This is a genomic window from Quadrisphaera sp. KR29 (genome assembly GCF_052644995.1).
Map to the genome: position 1 here is coordinate 42,652 of NZ_JBQXXG010000021.1, position 17,572 is coordinate 60,223.

A 17,572-nucleotide genomic window follows, 5' to 3' on the forward strand; every position below is an offset into this window, starting at 1 on the left:
CAGGACGTCGGCACGAGAGAGCGTGAAGACCGTCTGCCAGACCGTGTTGATAAGGGCAGCGTTGACTACCGCCAGGACTTCCACGGCGGCGGATGCTGATCGGCAGGTTGTTCGACGCTGTCTTGCTCATTGCCATGGACGACGGCGCACGACTGATTGTGGTGAATTCAGCCGTTATTGTGACCCTTGGACAGCTGCACGCTCGGCGTTGCGATGCGCCGCGATCATGTCACCGTGTACCGACGCCAGGCGCCTAAAGTCATACTCCACCCACAAAGACGTGGCGCTGAAGACGCAGGCACTGCGCCACGTGTGCGTCGACGACCTGGCGGAGTGACTTCAGCAGAACCGCGTGGGGCAAAGCCATCCCGGGACATTGAAGTCGTCATCGTCGTCGAACGATCCGCCAACTGAGCCGTCCACATCCAAGCTCCCGGCGCTTCCACCTTCTCCACTTTCCTCGTACACCGGGTCGGGTTTGTCCTTCACGGTGAGCACCAGCATCCGGCCGAGACGGACCTCTTGCGCCTCCGACGGAAGACTGCGAACGACCAGCGATCCGTACTCGCTAGCCTCGGGAAGAGACAGACGAATCTGGCGCTCCCCTGGCGGCTCGGAGAATGGGTCCGGATAGGGAATCGCGTCCCGTTCACGCACATAGGAACTAGCGACTTTGTGCTCGGGCTGCGCGCCAGGCTCGTACCGGAATTCTACCAATTCCTCGACGTCATGGAAGAGACCACCCTCGTCAATGAGCACGCTTGCCTCCACGTCTGAGGGCACCGGCGGCATCGACGGATGCGCCTTGAACCATGCCGCTTCCTCGTTCCGCAGCACGAATAGATAGACATCCTTGTCCGTCTGCACCGATTCTCCAGGCGCTGGGGCTGAGCCAACGACCGTCCAATTCTCGTCCTGTATGGGGTTGCGACTGAGGGGAGAGGCGTCAATCGTGTTTGCCCAGCCCTCCTCGGCGTCTCGGAGAAGGTCTTCCCGGAGTTCTTCGTCGTCGGTTTGCTCCAAGGCTCGTGATCGAATGGCCTCCTCGACCCTAGCCCCATACTGCTCGTGTGCGGCAGAGGGCAGCTTGCCGGATAGGTCGGGCATGTCGAATGACGCGACAAGCGGTTCCTTCTCTGCCTCACTCGGTGCGGTGAGAGCGCCGTATCCCATGCAGCCTCCCACAAGAACCAGAAGGACAAGCGACAAGCAGCCTCGACCGCTTGAACCATCAGTCATCTGTGAACCCCCCCCAGTTAGTGTGTGCTTTGACCGCGCGGTCGAGCCCGTGCCTTCGCTCCGCGCCATGTATTGCCAGACCTATTTGGGTCGCGTCGCCTTTTCATCGACGACCTCGAGTCCCGCCTATTGACGGACGGCGCCCTGACCTTACGCGGGTGCCGCAGTTAGTCATCGCCCTAGCGGCGGCGCGCATAACTGCGTGGCGATCGCGTGCGCGGACAGGTCCGGCACCGAGCGCGCGGTGGAGTGAAACGAAGGCACGAGCATCGTCAGCTCCGACGGCTGGGTTGTCTCCGAGGTCGGTACAGCAGCCGGGGTGGCTGGGCGGAACTCGACCTGGCGGCGTCAGGGGACAAAGCGGCTCACCGAGCACGCGCACCTGTGGGATGACCGCCCCACCAAAACGTACGGGGCTGTGGCTCCACGTCTGTGAGTGTTAGCGACCGCCAGGAGTAGCCCGTTGAGTGTGATCTGCCGGTCACACCCGAGGGGCTACTTTGCGGACGAGGCCTTCTCGCGCCGCGCGCTGAGCCTTCGAGTGGACCACGCGGAGCCTCAGGTGGTCAGCACGGCGTCAATGAGGCCGCAGCGTCACTGACCACACCGGAACCTCCGAGGACGACAACGCTGGTCGCTCCCAGCCGTCGGATCTCGACGAGGGTTGATGCGGGCACGCATTCCTTCTGCGTGAGAAGTAGTGGGCGATTCGTCGGCCCGGACACGGCAGCGCCAGCGAGCCCGTCAGGGAAGTTGGTACCGCTGGCGAGGAGAACCGTCGACGCTTTGGCCGGGTAGACCTCCTTGCTCGCCGCTGCCGCGGTGGCGTAGCGGTCGTCCCCGTAAGTGCGTGTCACGGCAACACCGGGAAGTCGGGTCTTGAGCTGCTCGAGCACACGGTCGGAGATCACGTTCGGGCCGCCCATCACGACCACCTTGCTGGGCTTGATGTACTCAAGGTTCACGGCCAAGGAGTCGGGGAGGTTGTCTCGCTGCGTCAGCACGAGCGCGCCACCCACCCGCCCGGCGGCGGTACCCCCGCCGAGGGCGTCGGCGAAGGTTTCGCCCGATGCTACGTACATCGTCTTGCCTCGGTCACCGGCGATGAAGGCGGCGTCAGCGGCGGTCTCATAGCGGTCGTCACCATCGAGCCGCAGGACGGAGGCGATGTCCTTGAGCTGGCTCTCCACGACACCGCTGATCGACCGCTCCCCGCCCAACACGTAGATGCTGAGTGGGTCGAGCCGCTTCAGCTCTCCCACAACGTTGGAGGGCAGTGCGCCATCGGCAGGCACGAGCAGCAGAGGCGCCTTCCTCTCCGCGGCGATCGCGCTGGCGGCAAGTGCATCGGGCCAGTTCGCCGCCGAGGCCACGAAGACCGTGTACGCCTTGTTGTCACCGGAGTAGGTGGCCTGGCTGACCGCGACAGCGGTGGCGATGCGGTCGTCGCCGAAAACGCGGGTGCTGTCCGCTGCCTGTGCCGCTGACGCTGTCGCCGCTGTCAAGGCAGCTGCAGCGGCCACTGCAGCAATCCACTTCGCTCCGCTGCGCATGATGTCGTCCCCCGTCATCGACCGGCTGATCCGGCGCACGACCCTTCCATGACGCACTTCGGCCACAGGGGCGCCACGCCGTGGTTGCTCGAGCCCACTGTCGACGACGAGTTCGTCTGGGTCAGCTCGACATCTGGTCGGCGGCCTCCTGCGCCGCGCGCCACACCAGGTCCCACCCGGCGCAAGCTCCGCGGCCCGTTCGCAGGCCAGCACCAGGCTCGCCTCTCGCGCGACACCGGTGCCGGCGATGTCGAACGCCGTCCCGTGGTCGACCGACACCCGCACCACCGGCAGCCCCACGGTGATGTTCACGCCCTGGTCGCCGTACACCGCCTTGAAGGGCGCGTGGCCCTGGTCGTGGTAGCAGACGACGACCATCTGGTAGCGCCCCTTCACGGCCGCTGGCAGCAGCGCGTCAGCGGGGAGCGGGCCCACCGCGTTGATGCCGCGGGCGCGGGCGGCGGCGACGGCGGGCGCTAGCACGTCGGCGTCCTCGTCGCCGAACAGGCGCGACTCCCCCGCGTGCGGGTTCAGGCCCGCGAGGGCCACCTCGGCGTCCGGGCGCCCCAGGGCGCGCGTGAAGGCCCCCGCCAGGCGCAGCACCGCCTCGGTGCAAGCCGTTTCGCTAACGAAGCGTGACCGACGCGGCCGCCTCAGCGCCGGCATCGCCCGTCAGCACGCACGTCACCCCCTCGGCACGGCGCTCTGCCGTACCGTTCTCGCTGGCTCACGAGCTGCAGTGACAAGTACCTGGCTTGCTGCACGGCCTCCTCCTCCGCGGAGGTGCCCCAGGGGTAGAGCTGGCCGAGCGTCCGTCTCGGTCACAGCGGAATCTCCACGGTGCGGCCGAGGGGTTCCTCAGAGGACCCGGAGGCTTTCATGTCCCTTGCACCCCTCAACACCCCCGGCCGCGACGACGTCGTCCTGCGCGTCGAGCGCCGCCGCCCCGCCCGCGAGCGCCTGTTCCAGCGGGTGGTGCGCCAGCCGACAGGCGAGCTGACTGTCGACGCCACCCCGTGGCTGCCGGTCTCGGTACCCTTCAACGACGGGGGCCGCGACCTGCCCTGGCAGCCCGTGGACATCCCCGCGCACCGGGACCTCACCGCGCTGCTGAAGGCCAGCCGCGCGCTCACCGCTCTGCTGCCGGACCAGGACGCGCACTACCGCGTCACCGAGGCGGAGTTGTCGCGCCACGAGCTGGCGGGGCTGCTGCGCCCGTCCCTCGGCGGCGGCCCCGAGTATCCGGCCACCGGGGACGAGGGCGGACCCGACGAGGAGCAGGACGTCGACGTCCAGGGCGCCGTCCCGTTCCACCGGAGCGCGTCGGTGAACGGCGCCGCCGTCGTCGTCCTGAGGCTCCCCTCCGCCACGAGCAGTGCCCCGCGCGCCGCGGACCTGCTCTGCCTCCTCGCCGACGGCGAGGACGGCGGCCTGCGCGGCAGCGACGTCATCGCCTCTTCCTTGTGGTGGAGCGACGACGAGATCACCAGCTGGGACGGCGGCAGCGTCGTCGAGCGGGCCGGGCGCGCAGCGGTGCTCGTCCGCGGCACCGGGGACGAGATCGGCACGCCGGTGGTCCGCCGCTGGCCGAGCACTCGGCGGGCCCAGGCCCAGCTGCTCGCCCGGTGGGTCGAGGAGCAGAACGCCGAGGTGACCGCCGCCCTGTGCTGGGAGCCGCTGGACCCGACCCGCCGGCGGCTCACCGCCCGCGAGCGCTTCCGGTGGGAGGAGGCGCTCGCCGGGGTGAGCGCGACGGTCGAGGTCATGGACCCGTCACTGCGGCGGGCGGTCCAGGCGCTGCTGCGCGCCGATGAGGCCTCGCTGTACGCCGGCACCCGCCGCGCGCTGCTGCACCCTCGCAGCCCGGAGGGCGAGGAGCTGTACGAGCGCCTCGACGCCGTCGCCTGCGGCGGGGCCCTCGGCGAGCTCCTCGCAGGCTGACGGGACGACGATGAGCGAGCAGCAGCCCGCGCAGGAGCCGGGGTACGACGACAGCGTCCGCGTCAGCGGCGAGGAGCGCGACCGCCTGGAGCAGCCGGCGGAGTCCCGCGGCGCCGCCTTCATCCGGTGGAAGGCGCGCGGCCGGCTCCACGCGATCGACCGCGGGCAGAGCCAGGGCGTCCACGAGGTGCTGTGGATCGCTGTCGGTGGACGCGCGACGTGCTCGTGCGGACTGCTGGTCGACCAGGACGACGACGGCCGCTCCGAGACGTCGCTCCTGCGCGCCCACGGCCACCGGGTCCTCCCACAGCTCGGGGGCCCCGAGTGGGTGCTCGTCACCGGCACGACGACCAACCGTGACCACCCCGGCTGCACCGTCACCTGCCAGCGCTGCGGCTGGCGGCGCCGGCCGAGCACCTGGCTCGACGCCGACCGGCTGCGACGCGAGCACCGCGCCGGCGGCTGCGTCGGCGCCTAGCGCACGCCCGTCGACGGCTGACACCCAGCGCCTCAGCAGCCGGGGCAGCGCCCCGTTGCTCCGTCCGTGTCGCGCTGTCGGGGGTGCCTCCCACCCTTCGAGCACCGGCACGCCCCGCTCACCGCCACCCGCTCTCCTGACCCGTCCCCTGAGAGGCCTCCCATGCCCGCGAAGCGCCGCACCACCCGCCGCACGGCCGCCCGCAACGCCACCCGCCGCGCCCAGGCGACGGGACGCCGCCCCGCCCCGAACGCCGCCCGCACCCGCGAGGTGGCCCGCCAGCGCGCCACCGCCCTGCTGACCGCCGTCCACGACGGCGACCCCGCGCTGATCACCGCCGCGCTGTCCGACGTCCGCTCCCCGCAGGCGTGGGTGACCACCGTCGCGGCGCTGCTGCACCACCACGTCGTCAGGCCCTGCGCGGAGCTGGGCGAGCTCTTCGGCACCTCGGCCGCGGAGGAGCTCGCCGGGGTCCTGGCCGGCGCACCCGAGCTCTGGGACGGCGAGGCGAGAGCGGCGCGCGACCTCGCCGTCGCCGCCGTGGCCACAGCCGACGGGGATTTCGGGCCCGACGCCGTCGCCGACCAGCTGGTCGCCAGCACCCCCGCCGACGACCTCCACCTCCTGGTCGACCTGGCCCTCCTCGCCGGCGCCTGCACCCAGGCGCGCGCCGAGGCTGAGGGGCAGGACTGGCAGGACGACGTCCAGCGCCACGCCCACGGCGAGGCCTGCGGCTGCCACAACGAGATCGACGCCGACGTCGTGGAGGACCACGTCGAGGCCTGTCTCGCCGCCCGGCTCAGCGCCGACCCGGACCTGCTGCGCAGCGCCGCCTCCCGCCTGCGGCGCAAGGGCTCCCTGCCGCGCGCCGTCGCGGAGGAGTTCGCCGACCTCGGCGGCACCGCCCGCCTGGAGGCCCTCGCCGGCACGGACTTCCACGACCTCGACGACGACGACGCGCGCCTCGTCGTCCTGGCCCTCCTCGACGCCGTGATGATCAACCCGGACGGCGCGACGGTGGCCGAGCGCGTCGAGCTGCGCTGGCGCGCGTGACCGCCGACGAGCGGCCGTTCCGGCCCGTGGAGATGCGCGACGCGGTCGTCGTCGGTGACGCCCTCCTCGACGACGACGGCGTGAGCAGCGGCTTGCAGCACCTCGAGCGGACGCCGGGGCCCGTGACGCTCGCGGACCGGCAGGGCGTCTTCGTGCACAGCTTCAAGTGCCTGGAGTGCGACCTGGAGTTCGCGACGTTCAGTTGGCGCGCGTTCCGCCACCGCGCGGACACCCTCGCCTGCCCCGAGTGCCGCACCGTCACGCCGAAGATGCACTGGGCCAGCCAGCTCTCCGGCGAGGCGACCTTCGACGGCGGCGGCGCCTCCCCGGAGATCTGGACCTGCGTGCCGCTCTTCGGCGGGACGCTCAAGGACGACTCCTCCGCCCCGCCCGAGCACCGCCACCGCCACCCCGACGGCGAGCCACCGGCGGGGCAGCCATGACCCGGCCGCCGTCGGTGCGCGCGCTGCACCCCCGCGACCCCGCTCGGCTCGGCCCGTGGCAGCTGACCGGCCGGCTGGGCAGCGGCGGCGCGGGCACCGTCTACCTGGGGCGCGACAGCTCTGGGGCGACGGCCGCGGTCAAGGCGATCCGGGCGGACGTCCTCGACGACGACGGCGACGGCGAGGCCCTCGCCCGCTTCGCCCGCGAGGCGGCCGTCATGGCGGGGGTCGACTCCCCCGCCGTCGCCAGGCTGCTCGGCGCCGACGTCGCGGCCGACCCCGCGTGGATCGCCGTGCAGCACGTGCCCGGGCCGTCGCTGTGGCAGCGGGTCGGCGACCACGGGCCGCTCCCGCTGGCCGACTGGTCGGTGCTCGCCACCCGCCTGCTCGACGCGGTCGCCGCGCTGCACCGGGCCGGGGTGGTGCACCGCGACCTCTCCCCGGGCAACGTCATCCTCGGGCCGGACGGGCCCGTGCTCATCGACTTCGGGCAGGCCCTCTCGCCGCTGGCCTCGCGGGTCACCCGCGCCGACCAGGTGCGGGGGACGCCGGGTTACATGTCGCCCGAGCAGCTGGCCGGCGCGCCGGTCGGCGCTGCTTCTGACGTCTACAGCGCCGCCTGCCTGCTGGTGCACGCCGCGACCGGTCGCCCGCCGCACGGCGGCGGCAGCCGCTCGGAGGTGCAGCAGCGGGGACTGCGGGCCGACGTCGACGTCGAGGGCCTGCCCTGGCTGCAGCGCCGCTTCCTCGGGGAGCTGCTGCTCCTCGACCCCGCGGCGCGGCCCAGCGCTGAGCGCGCCGCGCAGCTCTGGCGGGAGGTGGTCGAGGTGGCCACCGTGGGCCGCACGCTCGTCCACGCCGTCCCGCGCGTCACCACCCGGAACGCCGCGCCGTCACGCCCGGCGGTCGTGGCCCCGCCCGTGACGCGGCTGGACGTCGCTGCCCCGGCCGCGGGTCGTCCCCCGGCGGCGTTGCCGGCTCCCGTCGCGGCGCCGCCTTCGCCAGCACCGGCGCCCGCCGTCCCGCCAGCGCCCGCGCCGTCCACGGTCAGGCCGTCCCCCGTCAGGCCGCAGCACGCTGCCCGCTCGGTGGTGCTCACGGCGGTCGCTGCGGGTGCGGCGGGCGTGCTCGTCGGCGCGGTGGTCGGCGGTGCCGTCGCGGCGGGGCGCGACCGCAGCGCCGAGGCCGACCGGTCGGTCGCCGCGTCCAGCCCCACGACCTCCGCGGCGGCCGCCCCGCCCACCCCCTCGGCAGCTGCTGCGGCGGCTCCCTCGGCGGTCCCGGCGACGGCCTCCTCGGCGAGCCGGTCCGTGTCCGGCCCCGCGTCGACGTCCGGCCCGACCGAGCCTGCACCAACGACGGCGCCGCCTGACACCGCAGCCGACAGCTCCGCGGGACTCCTCGCGCTCGCGCCACCGGTCGGCGCGGCGTCGTCGAACGTCCCGCCTGGCTCCTCGACGGGCGCCAGCAGGAGCGCGCTGGTCACCGCGGTGCCGACGCCCGCGGGCGACCCCACCACGGCCGCGGACCTCGCAGCGCTCCAGCAGGCCGCCCTCGCGCGCGACTACCCCTTCCCCGGCGGCAGACTGCGGTTCACCAGCGCACCCCGCACAGCCTCCGACGGCACCACATCCGTGGAGGTCGACATCACCGCCGACTTCGCCCGCACCGTCAACGGCGGGTACCGGCTGAGGGTCTTCACCGACGGCATGGGCGGCAGCTCGGCCTGGTACTGGACGTGCCTGCGCCAGGTCGGGGGCACGACCGTCCACGAGGACCTGTTCGGCTTCGACAACACCGCGCGCGACCGGTGGACGTCGATCCGTGTCGAGCTCGACGCGTACGCCGGCTGCAGCGCCGACCCGAACCTCCCGCCGACGTCGGCGTGATCGCCGGGAGAGGCGCCGTCTCCTCGCGCCCCTGACCCGTCGCCGCCCGCGACGATCAAGGACGTCGCGCACGGGCCGCGCGTCGACGGTCCACCGCGTGGGTGCAGGATCTGACGCAGCGTGAGCCTTGCACCTCGAGACGACGGGTACGTACCGTGCTCGCGCAGCCGGCACTGGCGCCGGCACGAGCCCGGGGGGACTCTCATGCACCACTCGATCCGTCGACTCCTCGCCGCAGCCGGCGCCGCGGCGCTGGCCGGCGCCGGCCTCGTTGCTGGAGCCGCACCCGCCTCCGCGGCGACCGCCCTGCCGACCGACCTGCTGCGCCAGCTGGTCGTCGAGCCGGAGTCCAACTCCCCCGCCTACGACCGGGACCGCTTCGAGCACTGGGTCGACGCGAACGGCGACGGGTGCAACACCCGCCGCGAGGTCCTCAAGCAGGAGTCCACGGTGCCCTTCCGCCAGGGCAGCTCCTCCTGCAGCCTCACCGGCAGCTGGGTCTCCTACTACGACGGCGCCACCACCACGAACATCGCCGACTTCGAGATCGACCACGCGGTGGCCCTCGCCCAGGCGTGGCGCTCGGGGGCTCGCAACTGGAACGACGACCAGCGCCGGGCCTTTGCCAACGACCTGGACTTCGCCGGCACCCTCGTCGCGGTGTCCTCGGCCTCCAACCAGGCCAAGGCCGACAAGGACTTCGCCCAGTGGCGTCCCCCGGCCGGCCAGCAGGCCGCTTGCCGCTTCGCCATCGAGCAGGTGCAGATCAAGTACCGCTGGAGCCTCAGCGTCGACCAGGCCGAGCGCGACGCCCTGGCCACCTTCCTGCCTTCGTGCGGCTCCTCCCCCGTGGAGGTGCCCGCCAAGGCCGGTGCGCCCGCTCCGGGCGGCAACCAGGGCGGTGGCGGTGGCGGCGGGAGCACCAACCTCGGCTCCCAGCTCTCGCCCGGGCAGTCGATGAGCGGCGGGCAGTGGCTCATGGCGCCCAACGGCCGCTACGGCCTGGCGTTCCAGCCCGACGGCAACCTCGTCGCCTACGGACCGGACTACCGCCCGCTGTGGCACGCAGGCACCTACGGCAACCCCGGCGCCCGCTTCACGCTCCAGGGCGACGGCAACGCCGTCATCTACGCCCGCGACGGCCGGGTCCTGTGGCACACCTACACCTGGGGCTACCCCGGCTCCACGCTGCGCGCCCAGTCCGACGGCAACGTGGTCGTCTACCGCTCCGGCGGCGCTCCCGCCTGGTACTCCGGGTGGGACACCGGGCAGCGCGCCCAGGGCGGGAGCCGCGGGGTCAACCTCCTCGGCCGGTGAGCCGCACGCGCGTGCACGTCGCGTGACGACAGCGCCCCGGTCCGTCGGCGGACCGGGGCGCTGTCGGTGCACCGACGGCGCTCGGTCAGCCCCTCGTCGACGCGTCGCGCCCCGCGGCGATCCGCTCCGCCACGCGCCAGGCGTTGGCCATGATCGTCAGCGTGGGGTTCGCGCCGGTGCCGGTGGGGAAGGAGCTGCCGTCGACGACGAAGAGGTTCTCCACGGTGTGCGCCCGGCAGTCCCGGTCGAGCACCGACGTCCCGGGGTCGTCGCCCATCCGCGCGGTGCCGTGCTGGTGGGAGCAGTTGCCCGTGACGCGGTCGGGGTAGACCTTCTGCACGCTCGTGGCGCCCGCCGCCTCGAGGATCTCCGCGCTCCTGTCGATGAGGAAGCGCCCCATCGCCAGGTCGTTCTCGTGCGGCGCCAAGGTGATGCGCGCCACCGGCATCCCCCAGTCGTCGACCAGCTCGTCGTCCAGGTCCACGCGGTTGTCGTGCTGCGGGAGGTCGTGCACCACCATCGAGGCGGCCATCGAGTGGTTGAAGAACTCCCTGTCGATGCGCTTGGCCTCCGCACCCCACGCGGGCCGGTCGGGCAGCGACCAGTTGATCGGCAGCGGGATGCCGACCCCCGACGTCGCCATGTGGCCGCCGCCGGCGAAGCCGCGGCTGTCGTCGTGCCCGTAGAACTCGAAGGAGCTCGCGCTGACGTAGCCGCCCCCTGCCCACGCGTAGACCGGGTCGTCGAAGGTGGCGACGGCAGAGCTGAACTCGTGGAACGTCACGTTGCGGCCCACCAGGTCGTTCTCGTTGCCCAGGCCGTGGGGGTGGGCGGCCGAGCGCGAGAGCAGCATGAGCCGGGCGGTCTCCACCGCCCCGCAGGCCAGGACGACGACGTCGGCGCGCTGCTCGTGCAGCCGCCCCTCGGAGTCCTCGTACACCGCGCCGGTGGCGCGTCCCCGCGCGTCGACGGTGATCTCCCGCACCACGCTGTCGGGTCGCAGGTCGTAGCGCCCGGTGGCCACCGCCTGCGGCACGAAGACGTTGAGCGCGCTGGAGCGCGTGCCCGTGGGGTCACCGTGCTGCTGGGCGAAGGCGCTGATGACCGTCGCCGGACGCCCGTCGAACGGCTGGGACAGCGCCGCCTGCGGGGTCGGGAAGGAGTTCCAGCCCAGCGCCGCAGCGCCCTGGTGGTACTTCTGCGCGTAGCGCGACATCGGCATCGGCGGGCAGGGGTAGCCCTTGGAGCGGAACGACTCGTACTTGTTGGCGCCCGCCTGCCCGGAGACGCCGAAGGCCCACTCCACCGCCGTGTAGTAGGGCTCGAGCTCGGCGTAGCTGATCGGCCAGTCGGCCAGGGAGGCCCCGGGGACGTCTCCGACCACGGAGTGGAACCGGAAGTCCTCCTCGGTGAACCGGGGCAGCCAGCCCTGCCAGTGCACGGTCCCGCCGCCCACCATCTGCGGGACGGGGCAGAACAGCTGCGTGGTCGCGGGCTCGTCGAGGCCGGTGCGGTGGGTGCGGGGGTTCAGCAGCGGGTCCGGCCAGAGGTCGTACCGGTTGATGCTGGCCAGCTCGTCACCGCTGAAGGTCTCCTTGGTGCGCCACGGCCCCTTCTCCAGCGCGACCACCCGCAGCCCGTGCTCGGTGAGCACCTTGGCGGCGGTGGCGCCGGATGCGCCGGCACCGATGATGAGGACGTCGGTGGGGTCGTGTCGTGTGTCGGCGGTCATGACAGGCCTTCCGTGCCGGGGTGCACGCGGTCCTCGGCGAAGTAGTCGATGGTCGTGTAGCGGCCCTGGTGGACCTCGGCGAGGCTCGCGGGCCCGGGGAAGCCGATGACCTCCCAGCCGACGTGGTCGCGGTTGCCGCCGTAGACGGGGTCGGCGTAGAAGCCCTGCCGCGTGTGCAGCGCCAGGAGGGGCACGAAGCCGAGGTCGACCTCGGCGCTGGTCTGCTGCAGCGCGGTCTCGACAGGGGCCCCGTACAGGGCGACCTTGGCGCGAGCGGCGTCCGCCTCCTGCTCGCGCCCCTCGGGGCGCTCGAGCTCGTGCAGCACGGCGTCCTGGTCCTCGGGCCCGAGGTCCACGAAGCGCCCGCCCCGCGCTGCGGCGGCAGCGTCCAGCGCCGCCACCCCGGCCACGTACCGGGCCCGGACCACGTCCAGGCGCTCGGTCCAGGCCTCCAGCCTGCGGCCGGTCAGCACCTCGAAGCCGTTGCCGTCCGGTGCGGCGTAGACGTACCCGGGACCCGACAGGTACCTGTCGAGGAAGTCGATGGTGCCGGCCTCGGCGGCACCGGGGGTGTCGTCGGTGGGGATCATCCGCGCCATCGCCGCGGCGATGGTCGCCCGCTGGTGCGGGTCGAAGAAGGTGGCGCTCACTTCCGCCTCGCCAGGGCGACGGCGAGGATGATGATGACGCCGCGGACCACCTGCTGCTGGCTGGTGTCCAGCCCCGCGAGCACGAGCCCGTTGTTGATGAGGCCGATGAGCAGGGCCCCGACGAAGGTGCCCACCACCGCGCCGGACCCGCCGAACAGGCTCGTGCCGCCGAGGATCACCGCGGCGATGGCGGACAGCTCGTCACCGCTGCCCCACTGGAAGCGCCCCGACTCCAGCCGGCCCGCGTAGAGCATGCCCGCCAGCGCCGCCAGCACCGAGGAGATGACGAGCACCGAGAAGGTGATGCGGCGGGTGTTGACGCCGGTGAAGTCGGCCGCCATGCGGTTGCCGCCGGTCGCCAGGACCTGCCGGCCGAACCGGGTCTTGCTGAGCCCGACCGCGCCGACGGCCACGACGAGCGCCATCCACACCAGCAGCCCTGGGACCGGCCCGAAGTTGCCGCCTCCGAAGACGAGGTTGTAGGTCGGCTCGAGGATCGGCTGCGGTGCGGAGTCGGTGATCCACTGCGCCACGCCGACGGCGATCCCGAGCATGCCCAGCGTCACCAGGAACGACGGGATGTTGAGCATGCTCACCAGGGCGCCGTTGATGCAGCCGACCACCAGGCCGACCAGCAGACCGGCGGCGATGCCCACCACGAGCCCGTAGGAGGAGATGGCCATGGCGGTGACCACGCTGGCCAGGCCCGCTGTCGACCCCACCGACAGGTCGATCTGGGCGCAGGCGATGACGTAGGTCATGCCCACGGCGATGATGGCGATGATCGCCGACTGCCGGACGATGTTGAGCAGGTTGTTGGTGGACAGGAACCCGTCGTCGCCGAGCGTGACCGCGAAGGTGGCGAAGACGACGACGAAGCCGATGTAGATGATGTAGCGGCGCCAGTCCAGCTGCTGCAGGAGCGCGCTGCGCCGCTGCGGCGCGCCCGGCCCAGCGGTGGCGGGTGGGGACGACGTGGTGGTCATGCTGGGGCTCCTTGCACGGAGAGCTGGAGGGCGTTCTCGTCGGGGATGGCGTCCCGGTCCAGGACGCGGTGCACCGAGCCTTCGCGCAGCACGACCACGCGGTCGCTGACGGCGAGCAGCTCGGGGTACTCGGAGGAGATGACGACGACGGCGAGCCCGCCGTCGGCGAGGTCGCGGATGGTCTCGAGGATCTCCGTCTTGGTGCCGATGTCGACCCCCGCTGTCGGCTCGTCCATGACCAGCACCGAGGGCTGCGTCCCGAGCCACTTGGCGATGACGACCTTCTGCTGGTTGCCGCCGGAGAGCCGCCGGACCGCCTTGGCGTCGTCGGCGACCTTGACGCGGAACCGCTCCACGAGCCGCCGGGCCTCGCCGCGGGCGGCGCGGTCGTCCACCAGCGGGCCCGCCCGGAACCGGCCGAGCAGCGGCAGCAGGAGGTTGTCGCGCACGGAGTGGTCCAGCACCAGGCCCTGGGCGCGCCGGTCCTCCGGGATGAGGGCGATGCCCGCGGCGATGGCGCGGCGCGGGTCGCCCAGGCGGACCGCCCGCCCGCGGACGAGCACCTCCCCCGACCGGATGGGGTCGATGCCGAACAGGGCCCGGGCGAGCTCGGTGCGCCCGCTGCCCATGAGGCCCGCGATGCCGACGATCTCACCGGCGGCCACCGAGAAGGTGACGTCCTGCACGCGCGGACCGGCGGTGACGCCGCGCAGCTCGAGCGCCGGGGTCGGGGAGCCGGTCAGCCCGTCGGTGCCCGCACGCGCCTCACGCCTCCGGTAGGCCAGCTCCCCCTCGACGGCCTGGCCGACGATGCCTTCGATGACCTCCGCCGGCGTGGTGTCGGCCAGGCGCTCGGTCATGAGGCGCCGGCCGTCGCGCAGGACCGTGATGCGGTCGGCGATGCGGAACACCTCGTCCATGCGGTGCGAGATGTAGATGACGGAGATGCCGCGCTCCTTGAGGCGACCGACCAGCTGGAAGAGCGCGTCGGCCTCGTGCCGGGCGAGGCTGGCCGTCGGCTCGTCCATGATCAGCACGCGGGCGTCCTGGGCGAGCGCCTTCGCGATCTCCGTGAGCTGCCAGTAGGCAGTGCCCAGCCGGCCGACCACGGCCCGCACGTCGACGTCCACCGCCATCTGCGTGAAGACCTCCCGCGCCCGGGACTCGGCCTCCCGGTCCCGGATGAGCCCGCCGGTGCGCGGCTCCACGCCGAGCAAGATGTTCTGCGCCACGGTCAGGGTCGGGACCAGGCTGAACTCCTGGAACACCATGCCGATGCCCGCGGCCCGCGCGTCGTGGGTGCTGCGGATGTCGACCTCGCGGCCGTCGACGAGGATCTGGCCGGCGTCCTTGGTGTAGACCCCCTGGAGGATCTTCATCAGCGTGGACTTCCCGGCGCCGTTGCCGCCGGCAAGGGCGTGCACCTCGCCGCGGCTGACCTCGAAGTCGACGTCGGTGAGCACCCGCACCGCGTCGAAGGACTTGTGGATGCCGTGCATCCGCACGGCGGGCGCGGCCGTGGACACCAGTGGGGACATCAGCCGGCGAAAGAGTCGCGCAGCTGGGCGGGGGCGTCCTCGGAGTACACGGTCTTCCACGCGTCCAGCACGTTGTCGTGGGTCACGCCCAGGGACGGCAGGGCGACGTACGCGGGCACCTGCTCGCCGAGCAGGCTCAGCGCCGCCAGGCGCGCCTCCGTGACGCCCTGCTCGTAGGGGCGCTGAGCGCCGAGCCCCACGACGTTGCGGTCCTGGGCCAGGGCGATGCCGACGTTCAGGCCGAGGTCCTGCGTGGCCACCTTGAGGTCGTCCCGGCCGGCGGCGCGCGCCGCGGCGAGCACGCCCTCGGCGGGCACGTCCCACACCGCCCAGAGGCCGTCGAGGTCGGGGTTCTGGCTGAGCATGGCCGCGGCCGCGGTCTGGGCGTCACCGGCGAAGTCGGGGCCGGCGATGCCCTGCTCGGCCACCACCTCGATGTCGGGGTAGTCCTTCGCGATCGTCTCCTTGAAGCCCTGGTAGCGCTGCTTGGTGACGAAGAAGTCGGCCTCGTGGAAGATCAGCCCGATCGTCCCCTTCCCACCGAGCGCACGCGCCATGAGGTGCGCGGAGATGACCCCGTTGCCGTAGTTGTCGGCCGAGACGGTCGAGACGTAGTCCTGGCCGGCGACGAAGCCCTGCGGGACGTTGTCCATGAAGACGAGCTTCGTGCCGGCCTGCGCCGCAGCCCGGTAGGCGCCGGCGGTGGCCACCGGGTCGGTGGGCAGGGAGACCAGGACGTCGGGCTGGCGGGTCATGGCGTTCTCGATGTCGGAGACCTGCTGCGCGGGGTCGAAGTCGGCGTCGGTGGTCGAGACGACCTCGATGCCGAGGCGCCCGAACTCGTCCTTCAGGCCCTTGATCTGCGAGGTGGACCAGTCGTCGCCGGCGTAGTGCATGGCGATGGCGGCCGAGGCCCCCAGCGCCTTGACCTGCTCCACCTGGGCGTCGGTGAGCTCCGCGGCGTCGGCGCTCGCCGGCTCCTCGCCGTTCGGGCCGGTGCTGAGGACCTGCGACTCGACGTCGGCGAGCGAGGCGTCCACCTGCTCGAGGAAGGACTGGTCGACCTCGCCCTCGGGAGCCGAGGCGCTGGTGCCGGCGGCGCTGCACGCGGTGAGCAGGACGCACAGCGCAGCGGGCAGGGCAGTGCGGCGGGCGACGGCACCGAGGCGGCGCTGCAGGACTGACGTGGGCATGGCGAAGACCTTCCGGTCGCGAGGGGGGTGGGGGTGGGGGTGGGGGTGGAGGTGGTGCGGCGGGGCGTCAGGCGGCGGGGCGGGCGGGCAGCTGACCGAGCAGCTCGCGCAGGTGGGCGAGGCTCGCGGCGGCGGCCTCCTGCGGTGACCCCTCGGTGGAGTCCAGCTCGACCACGAGCCAGCTGTCGTAGCCGGCCTCGACGACGGCGGCGAGGACGTCGGCCAGGTTGAGGTCTCCCTGACCGAGGGGCAGGAAGGTCCCCGTTCCCAGGTCGATGTCCTTGAGGTGCACGTGCTTGAGCCGGTCCGGGTAGCGCCGGACCAGGGCGGCGGGGTCGCCTCCACCGGCGGCGAGGTGCGCGGTGTCGGGGCAGAAGCCGATCCGGGTGCGCCCCATGAGCGCCTCCAGCTCCGACGGCGACTCCACGATCGTCGACAGGTGGGGGTGGTAGCTGGCCTCCAGGCCGTGGTCGGCGGCGAGGTCGTCGACGGCGTCGAGCGCGGCGCCGAGGCGGTCGTAGTCGGCCTCGGTGGTCCCCGAGACACGCCGAGCACCGCCGCCGACCACCAGTCGCGAGGCCCCGAAGCGCTGCGCCAGCTCGCAGGCGCGGCGCAGGCGGGCCATCTCGTCGGGCAGGACGTCGGCGTAGACGAAGTTGGCGCCCGCGTAGACGCTGACGAGCTCGACCTGGGCCTCCGCCAGCGCGTCGAGCAGGAGCTCCGGGGTGTGGGCGAGGGCTGCGAGGTTCCCGTCGAAGACCTCGGTGCCCTCGTAGCCGACGGCTCCGATCTCACGCACGGCCTCGATGACGGACCCGTACGACAGGTAGTGCAGGTCCTTGATGCTGGTGACGCCGGCCGGGTGCCCGACGACCCCTCCCCAGGTGATGGTGTGGTGCCCGATGCGCATCGCGGCGTCCTCCTGCATGGCTGGTGTGCGCGCCACGTCCACGTGGCGCACACGGCGTCGTCTCCCGGCGGCGGAGGCCAGGACCACCGCACCGACGCGGTTCCCGCTCCTCATCCGTCAGCACCGCTGCTTGACCGGTGTCTTGAGTGTGAACGTTCGCCCTCCACCGCGTCAAGCGTTTCGGGCGAACGTTCGCCTGCACCCGTCGCAGCGCCAGCGCGCAGTGGTCGGGCAGTGCGCCGGACGAGGCGTCAGACGCGTCGGGCCGACTGCCGGACCACGAGCTCGGGGACGGCCGGCGTCGTGTCGACGTCGTGACCGGCGATGAGGGCCAGCAGGATCTCCATGCACCGCGAGCCCACCACGCCGAACGACTGGCGGACCGTGGTCAGGGGCGGGTGCACCTGCGGCGCGAACTCGTTGTCGTCGAAGCTCACGACGGAGACGTCGCCGGGCACCGACAGGCCCGCCTCGTGGACGGCCCGGATGAACCCCAGCGCCATGAGGTCCGACGCGATGAAGACGGCGCCGGGCAGGCCCTGGGCGACCATCTCGCGGCCGATCTCGTAGCCGCTGCCACCTGACCAGTCGCCGTGCTCGAGCCTCCCCGGCTCGATCCCGTGGGCCCGCAGCTCCGCCTGCCACCCGCG

At 72.6% G+C, this 17,572-nt stretch carries 15 protein-coding genes, 1 pseudogene and 1 riboswitch; of the genes and pseudogenes, 6 read left to right on the plus strand and 10 right to left on the minus strand.

Translation table 11 applies throughout. The features are described from left to right. Positions 1-339: 339 nt before the first annotated feature. From ACUN9U_RS16035 to ACUN9U_RS16045, 3 genes and pseudogenes are all read right to left on the minus strand, one after another. The gene (locus ACUN9U_RS16035) at positions 340-1,173 is read right to left on the minus strand and encodes a hypothetical protein (protein WP_445486020.1); all 834 of its coding nucleotides are present in this window, start codon (positions 1,171-1,173) and stop codon (positions 340-342) included. 632 nt (positions 1,174-1,805) lie between these two features. After that, a complete protein-coding gene (locus ACUN9U_RS16040) occupies positions 1,806-2,810 on the minus strand; it encodes a cell wall-binding repeat-containing protein (RefSeq protein WP_445486021.1) in 1,005 nt (334 codons plus the stop codon). Between the two features lie 103 nt (positions 2,811-2,913). Continuing rightward, positions 2,914-3,404: pseudogene (locus tag ACUN9U_RS16045) on the minus strand (4-hydroxythreonine-4-phosphate dehydrogenase PdxA); the annotation flags it as partial. A 113-nt stretch (positions 3,405-3,517) separates the two neighbouring features. Then, a riboswitch (SAM riboswitch) is annotated at positions 3,518-3,625 on the plus strand. A gap of 46 nt (positions 3,626-3,671) precedes the next feature. On the opposite strand from ACUN9U_RS16045, the gene ACUN9U_RS16050 reads away from it, so the two are divergent. The 6 genes from ACUN9U_RS16050 (at position 3,672) to ACUN9U_RS16075 (ending at position 9,913) form a co-directional block, all read left to right on the plus strand. Continuing rightward, positions 3,672-4,733 (plus strand): hypothetical protein, encoded by a 1,062-nt coding sequence (locus ACUN9U_RS16050; protein WP_445486022.1) that lies wholly within the window; start codon positions 3,672-3,674, stop codon positions 4,731-4,733. Positions 4,734-4,743: 10 nt separating this feature from the next. Next, the gene (locus tag ACUN9U_RS16055; protein WP_445486023.1) at positions 4,744-5,211 is read left to right on the plus strand and encodes a hypothetical protein; all 468 of its coding nucleotides are present in this window, start codon (positions 4,744-4,746) and stop codon (positions 5,209-5,211) included. Between the two features lie 162 nt (positions 5,212-5,373). Further along, positions 5,374-6,264, plus strand: a complete 891-nt coding sequence (locus tag ACUN9U_RS16060) for a hypothetical protein (RefSeq protein WP_445486024.1) — start codon at positions 5,374-5,376, stop codon at positions 6,262-6,264. Beyond that, on the plus strand, positions 6,261-6,707 hold the full coding sequence (locus ACUN9U_RS16065) for a hypothetical protein (protein WP_445486025.1): 447 nt from the start codon (positions 6,261-6,263) through the stop codon (positions 6,705-6,707). The genes ACUN9U_RS16060 and ACUN9U_RS16065 overlap by 4 nt, the downstream gene beginning before the upstream one ends. Next, the gene (locus tag ACUN9U_RS16070) at positions 6,704-8,596 is read left to right on the plus strand and encodes a protein kinase domain-containing protein (protein WP_445486026.1); all 1,893 of its coding nucleotides are present in this window, start codon (positions 6,704-6,706) and stop codon (positions 8,594-8,596) included. Before ACUN9U_RS16065 ends, ACUN9U_RS16070 begins: the two co-directional genes overlap by 4 nt. A gap of 204 nt (positions 8,597-8,800) precedes the next feature. After that, positions 8,801-9,913 carry a GmrSD restriction endonuclease domain-containing protein gene (locus ACUN9U_RS16075; protein ID WP_445486027.1) on the plus strand — a complete coding sequence of 371 codons (1,113 nt, stop codon included), beginning with the start codon at positions 8,801-8,803 and terminating at the stop codon, positions 9,911-9,913. Between the two features lie 85 nt (positions 9,914-9,998). Here ACUN9U_RS16075 and ACUN9U_RS16080 read toward each other — a convergent pair whose 3' ends face one another. The 7 genes from ACUN9U_RS16080 to ACUN9U_RS16110 form a co-directional block, all read right to left on the minus strand. After that, on the minus strand, positions 9,999-11,645 hold the full coding sequence (locus ACUN9U_RS16080) for a GMC family oxidoreductase (protein WP_445486028.1): 1,647 nt from the start codon (positions 11,643-11,645) through the stop codon (positions 9,999-10,001). Further along, positions 11,642-12,295, minus strand: a complete 654-nt coding sequence (locus ACUN9U_RS16085) for a gluconate 2-dehydrogenase subunit 3 family protein (protein WP_445486029.1) — start codon at positions 12,293-12,295, stop codon at positions 11,642-11,644. Before ACUN9U_RS16085 ends, ACUN9U_RS16080 begins: the two co-directional genes overlap by 4 nt. After that, a complete protein-coding gene (locus ACUN9U_RS16090; RefSeq protein WP_445486030.1) occupies positions 12,292-13,281 on the minus strand; it encodes an ABC transporter permease in 990 nt (329 codons plus the stop codon). Before ACUN9U_RS16090 ends, ACUN9U_RS16085 begins: the two co-directional genes overlap by 4 nt. After that, positions 13,278-14,807, minus strand: a complete 1,530-nt coding sequence (locus ACUN9U_RS16095) for a sugar ABC transporter ATP-binding protein (protein WP_445486031.1) — start codon at positions 14,805-14,807, stop codon at positions 13,278-13,280. The genes ACUN9U_RS16090 and ACUN9U_RS16095 overlap by 4 nt, the downstream gene beginning before the upstream one ends. Before the next feature lie 11 nt (positions 14,808-14,818). After that, positions 14,819-16,012, minus strand: coding sequence for a substrate-binding domain-containing protein (locus ACUN9U_RS16100; RefSeq protein ID WP_445486032.1), 1,194 nt, complete (start codon positions 16,010-16,012; stop codon positions 14,819-14,821). 67 nt (positions 16,013-16,079) lie between these two features. Continuing rightward, positions 16,080-16,973: a sugar phosphate isomerase/epimerase family protein gene (locus tag ACUN9U_RS16105; protein ID WP_445486033.1), complete on the minus strand. Its 894-nt coding sequence runs from the start codon at positions 16,971-16,973 to the stop codon at positions 16,080-16,082. A 200-nt stretch (positions 16,974-17,173) separates the two neighbouring features. After that, positions 17,174-17,572, minus strand: a 399-nt coding sequence (locus tag ACUN9U_RS16110) for a substrate-binding domain-containing protein (protein ID WP_445486034.1), incomplete at its 5' end; no start/stop codon positions are given.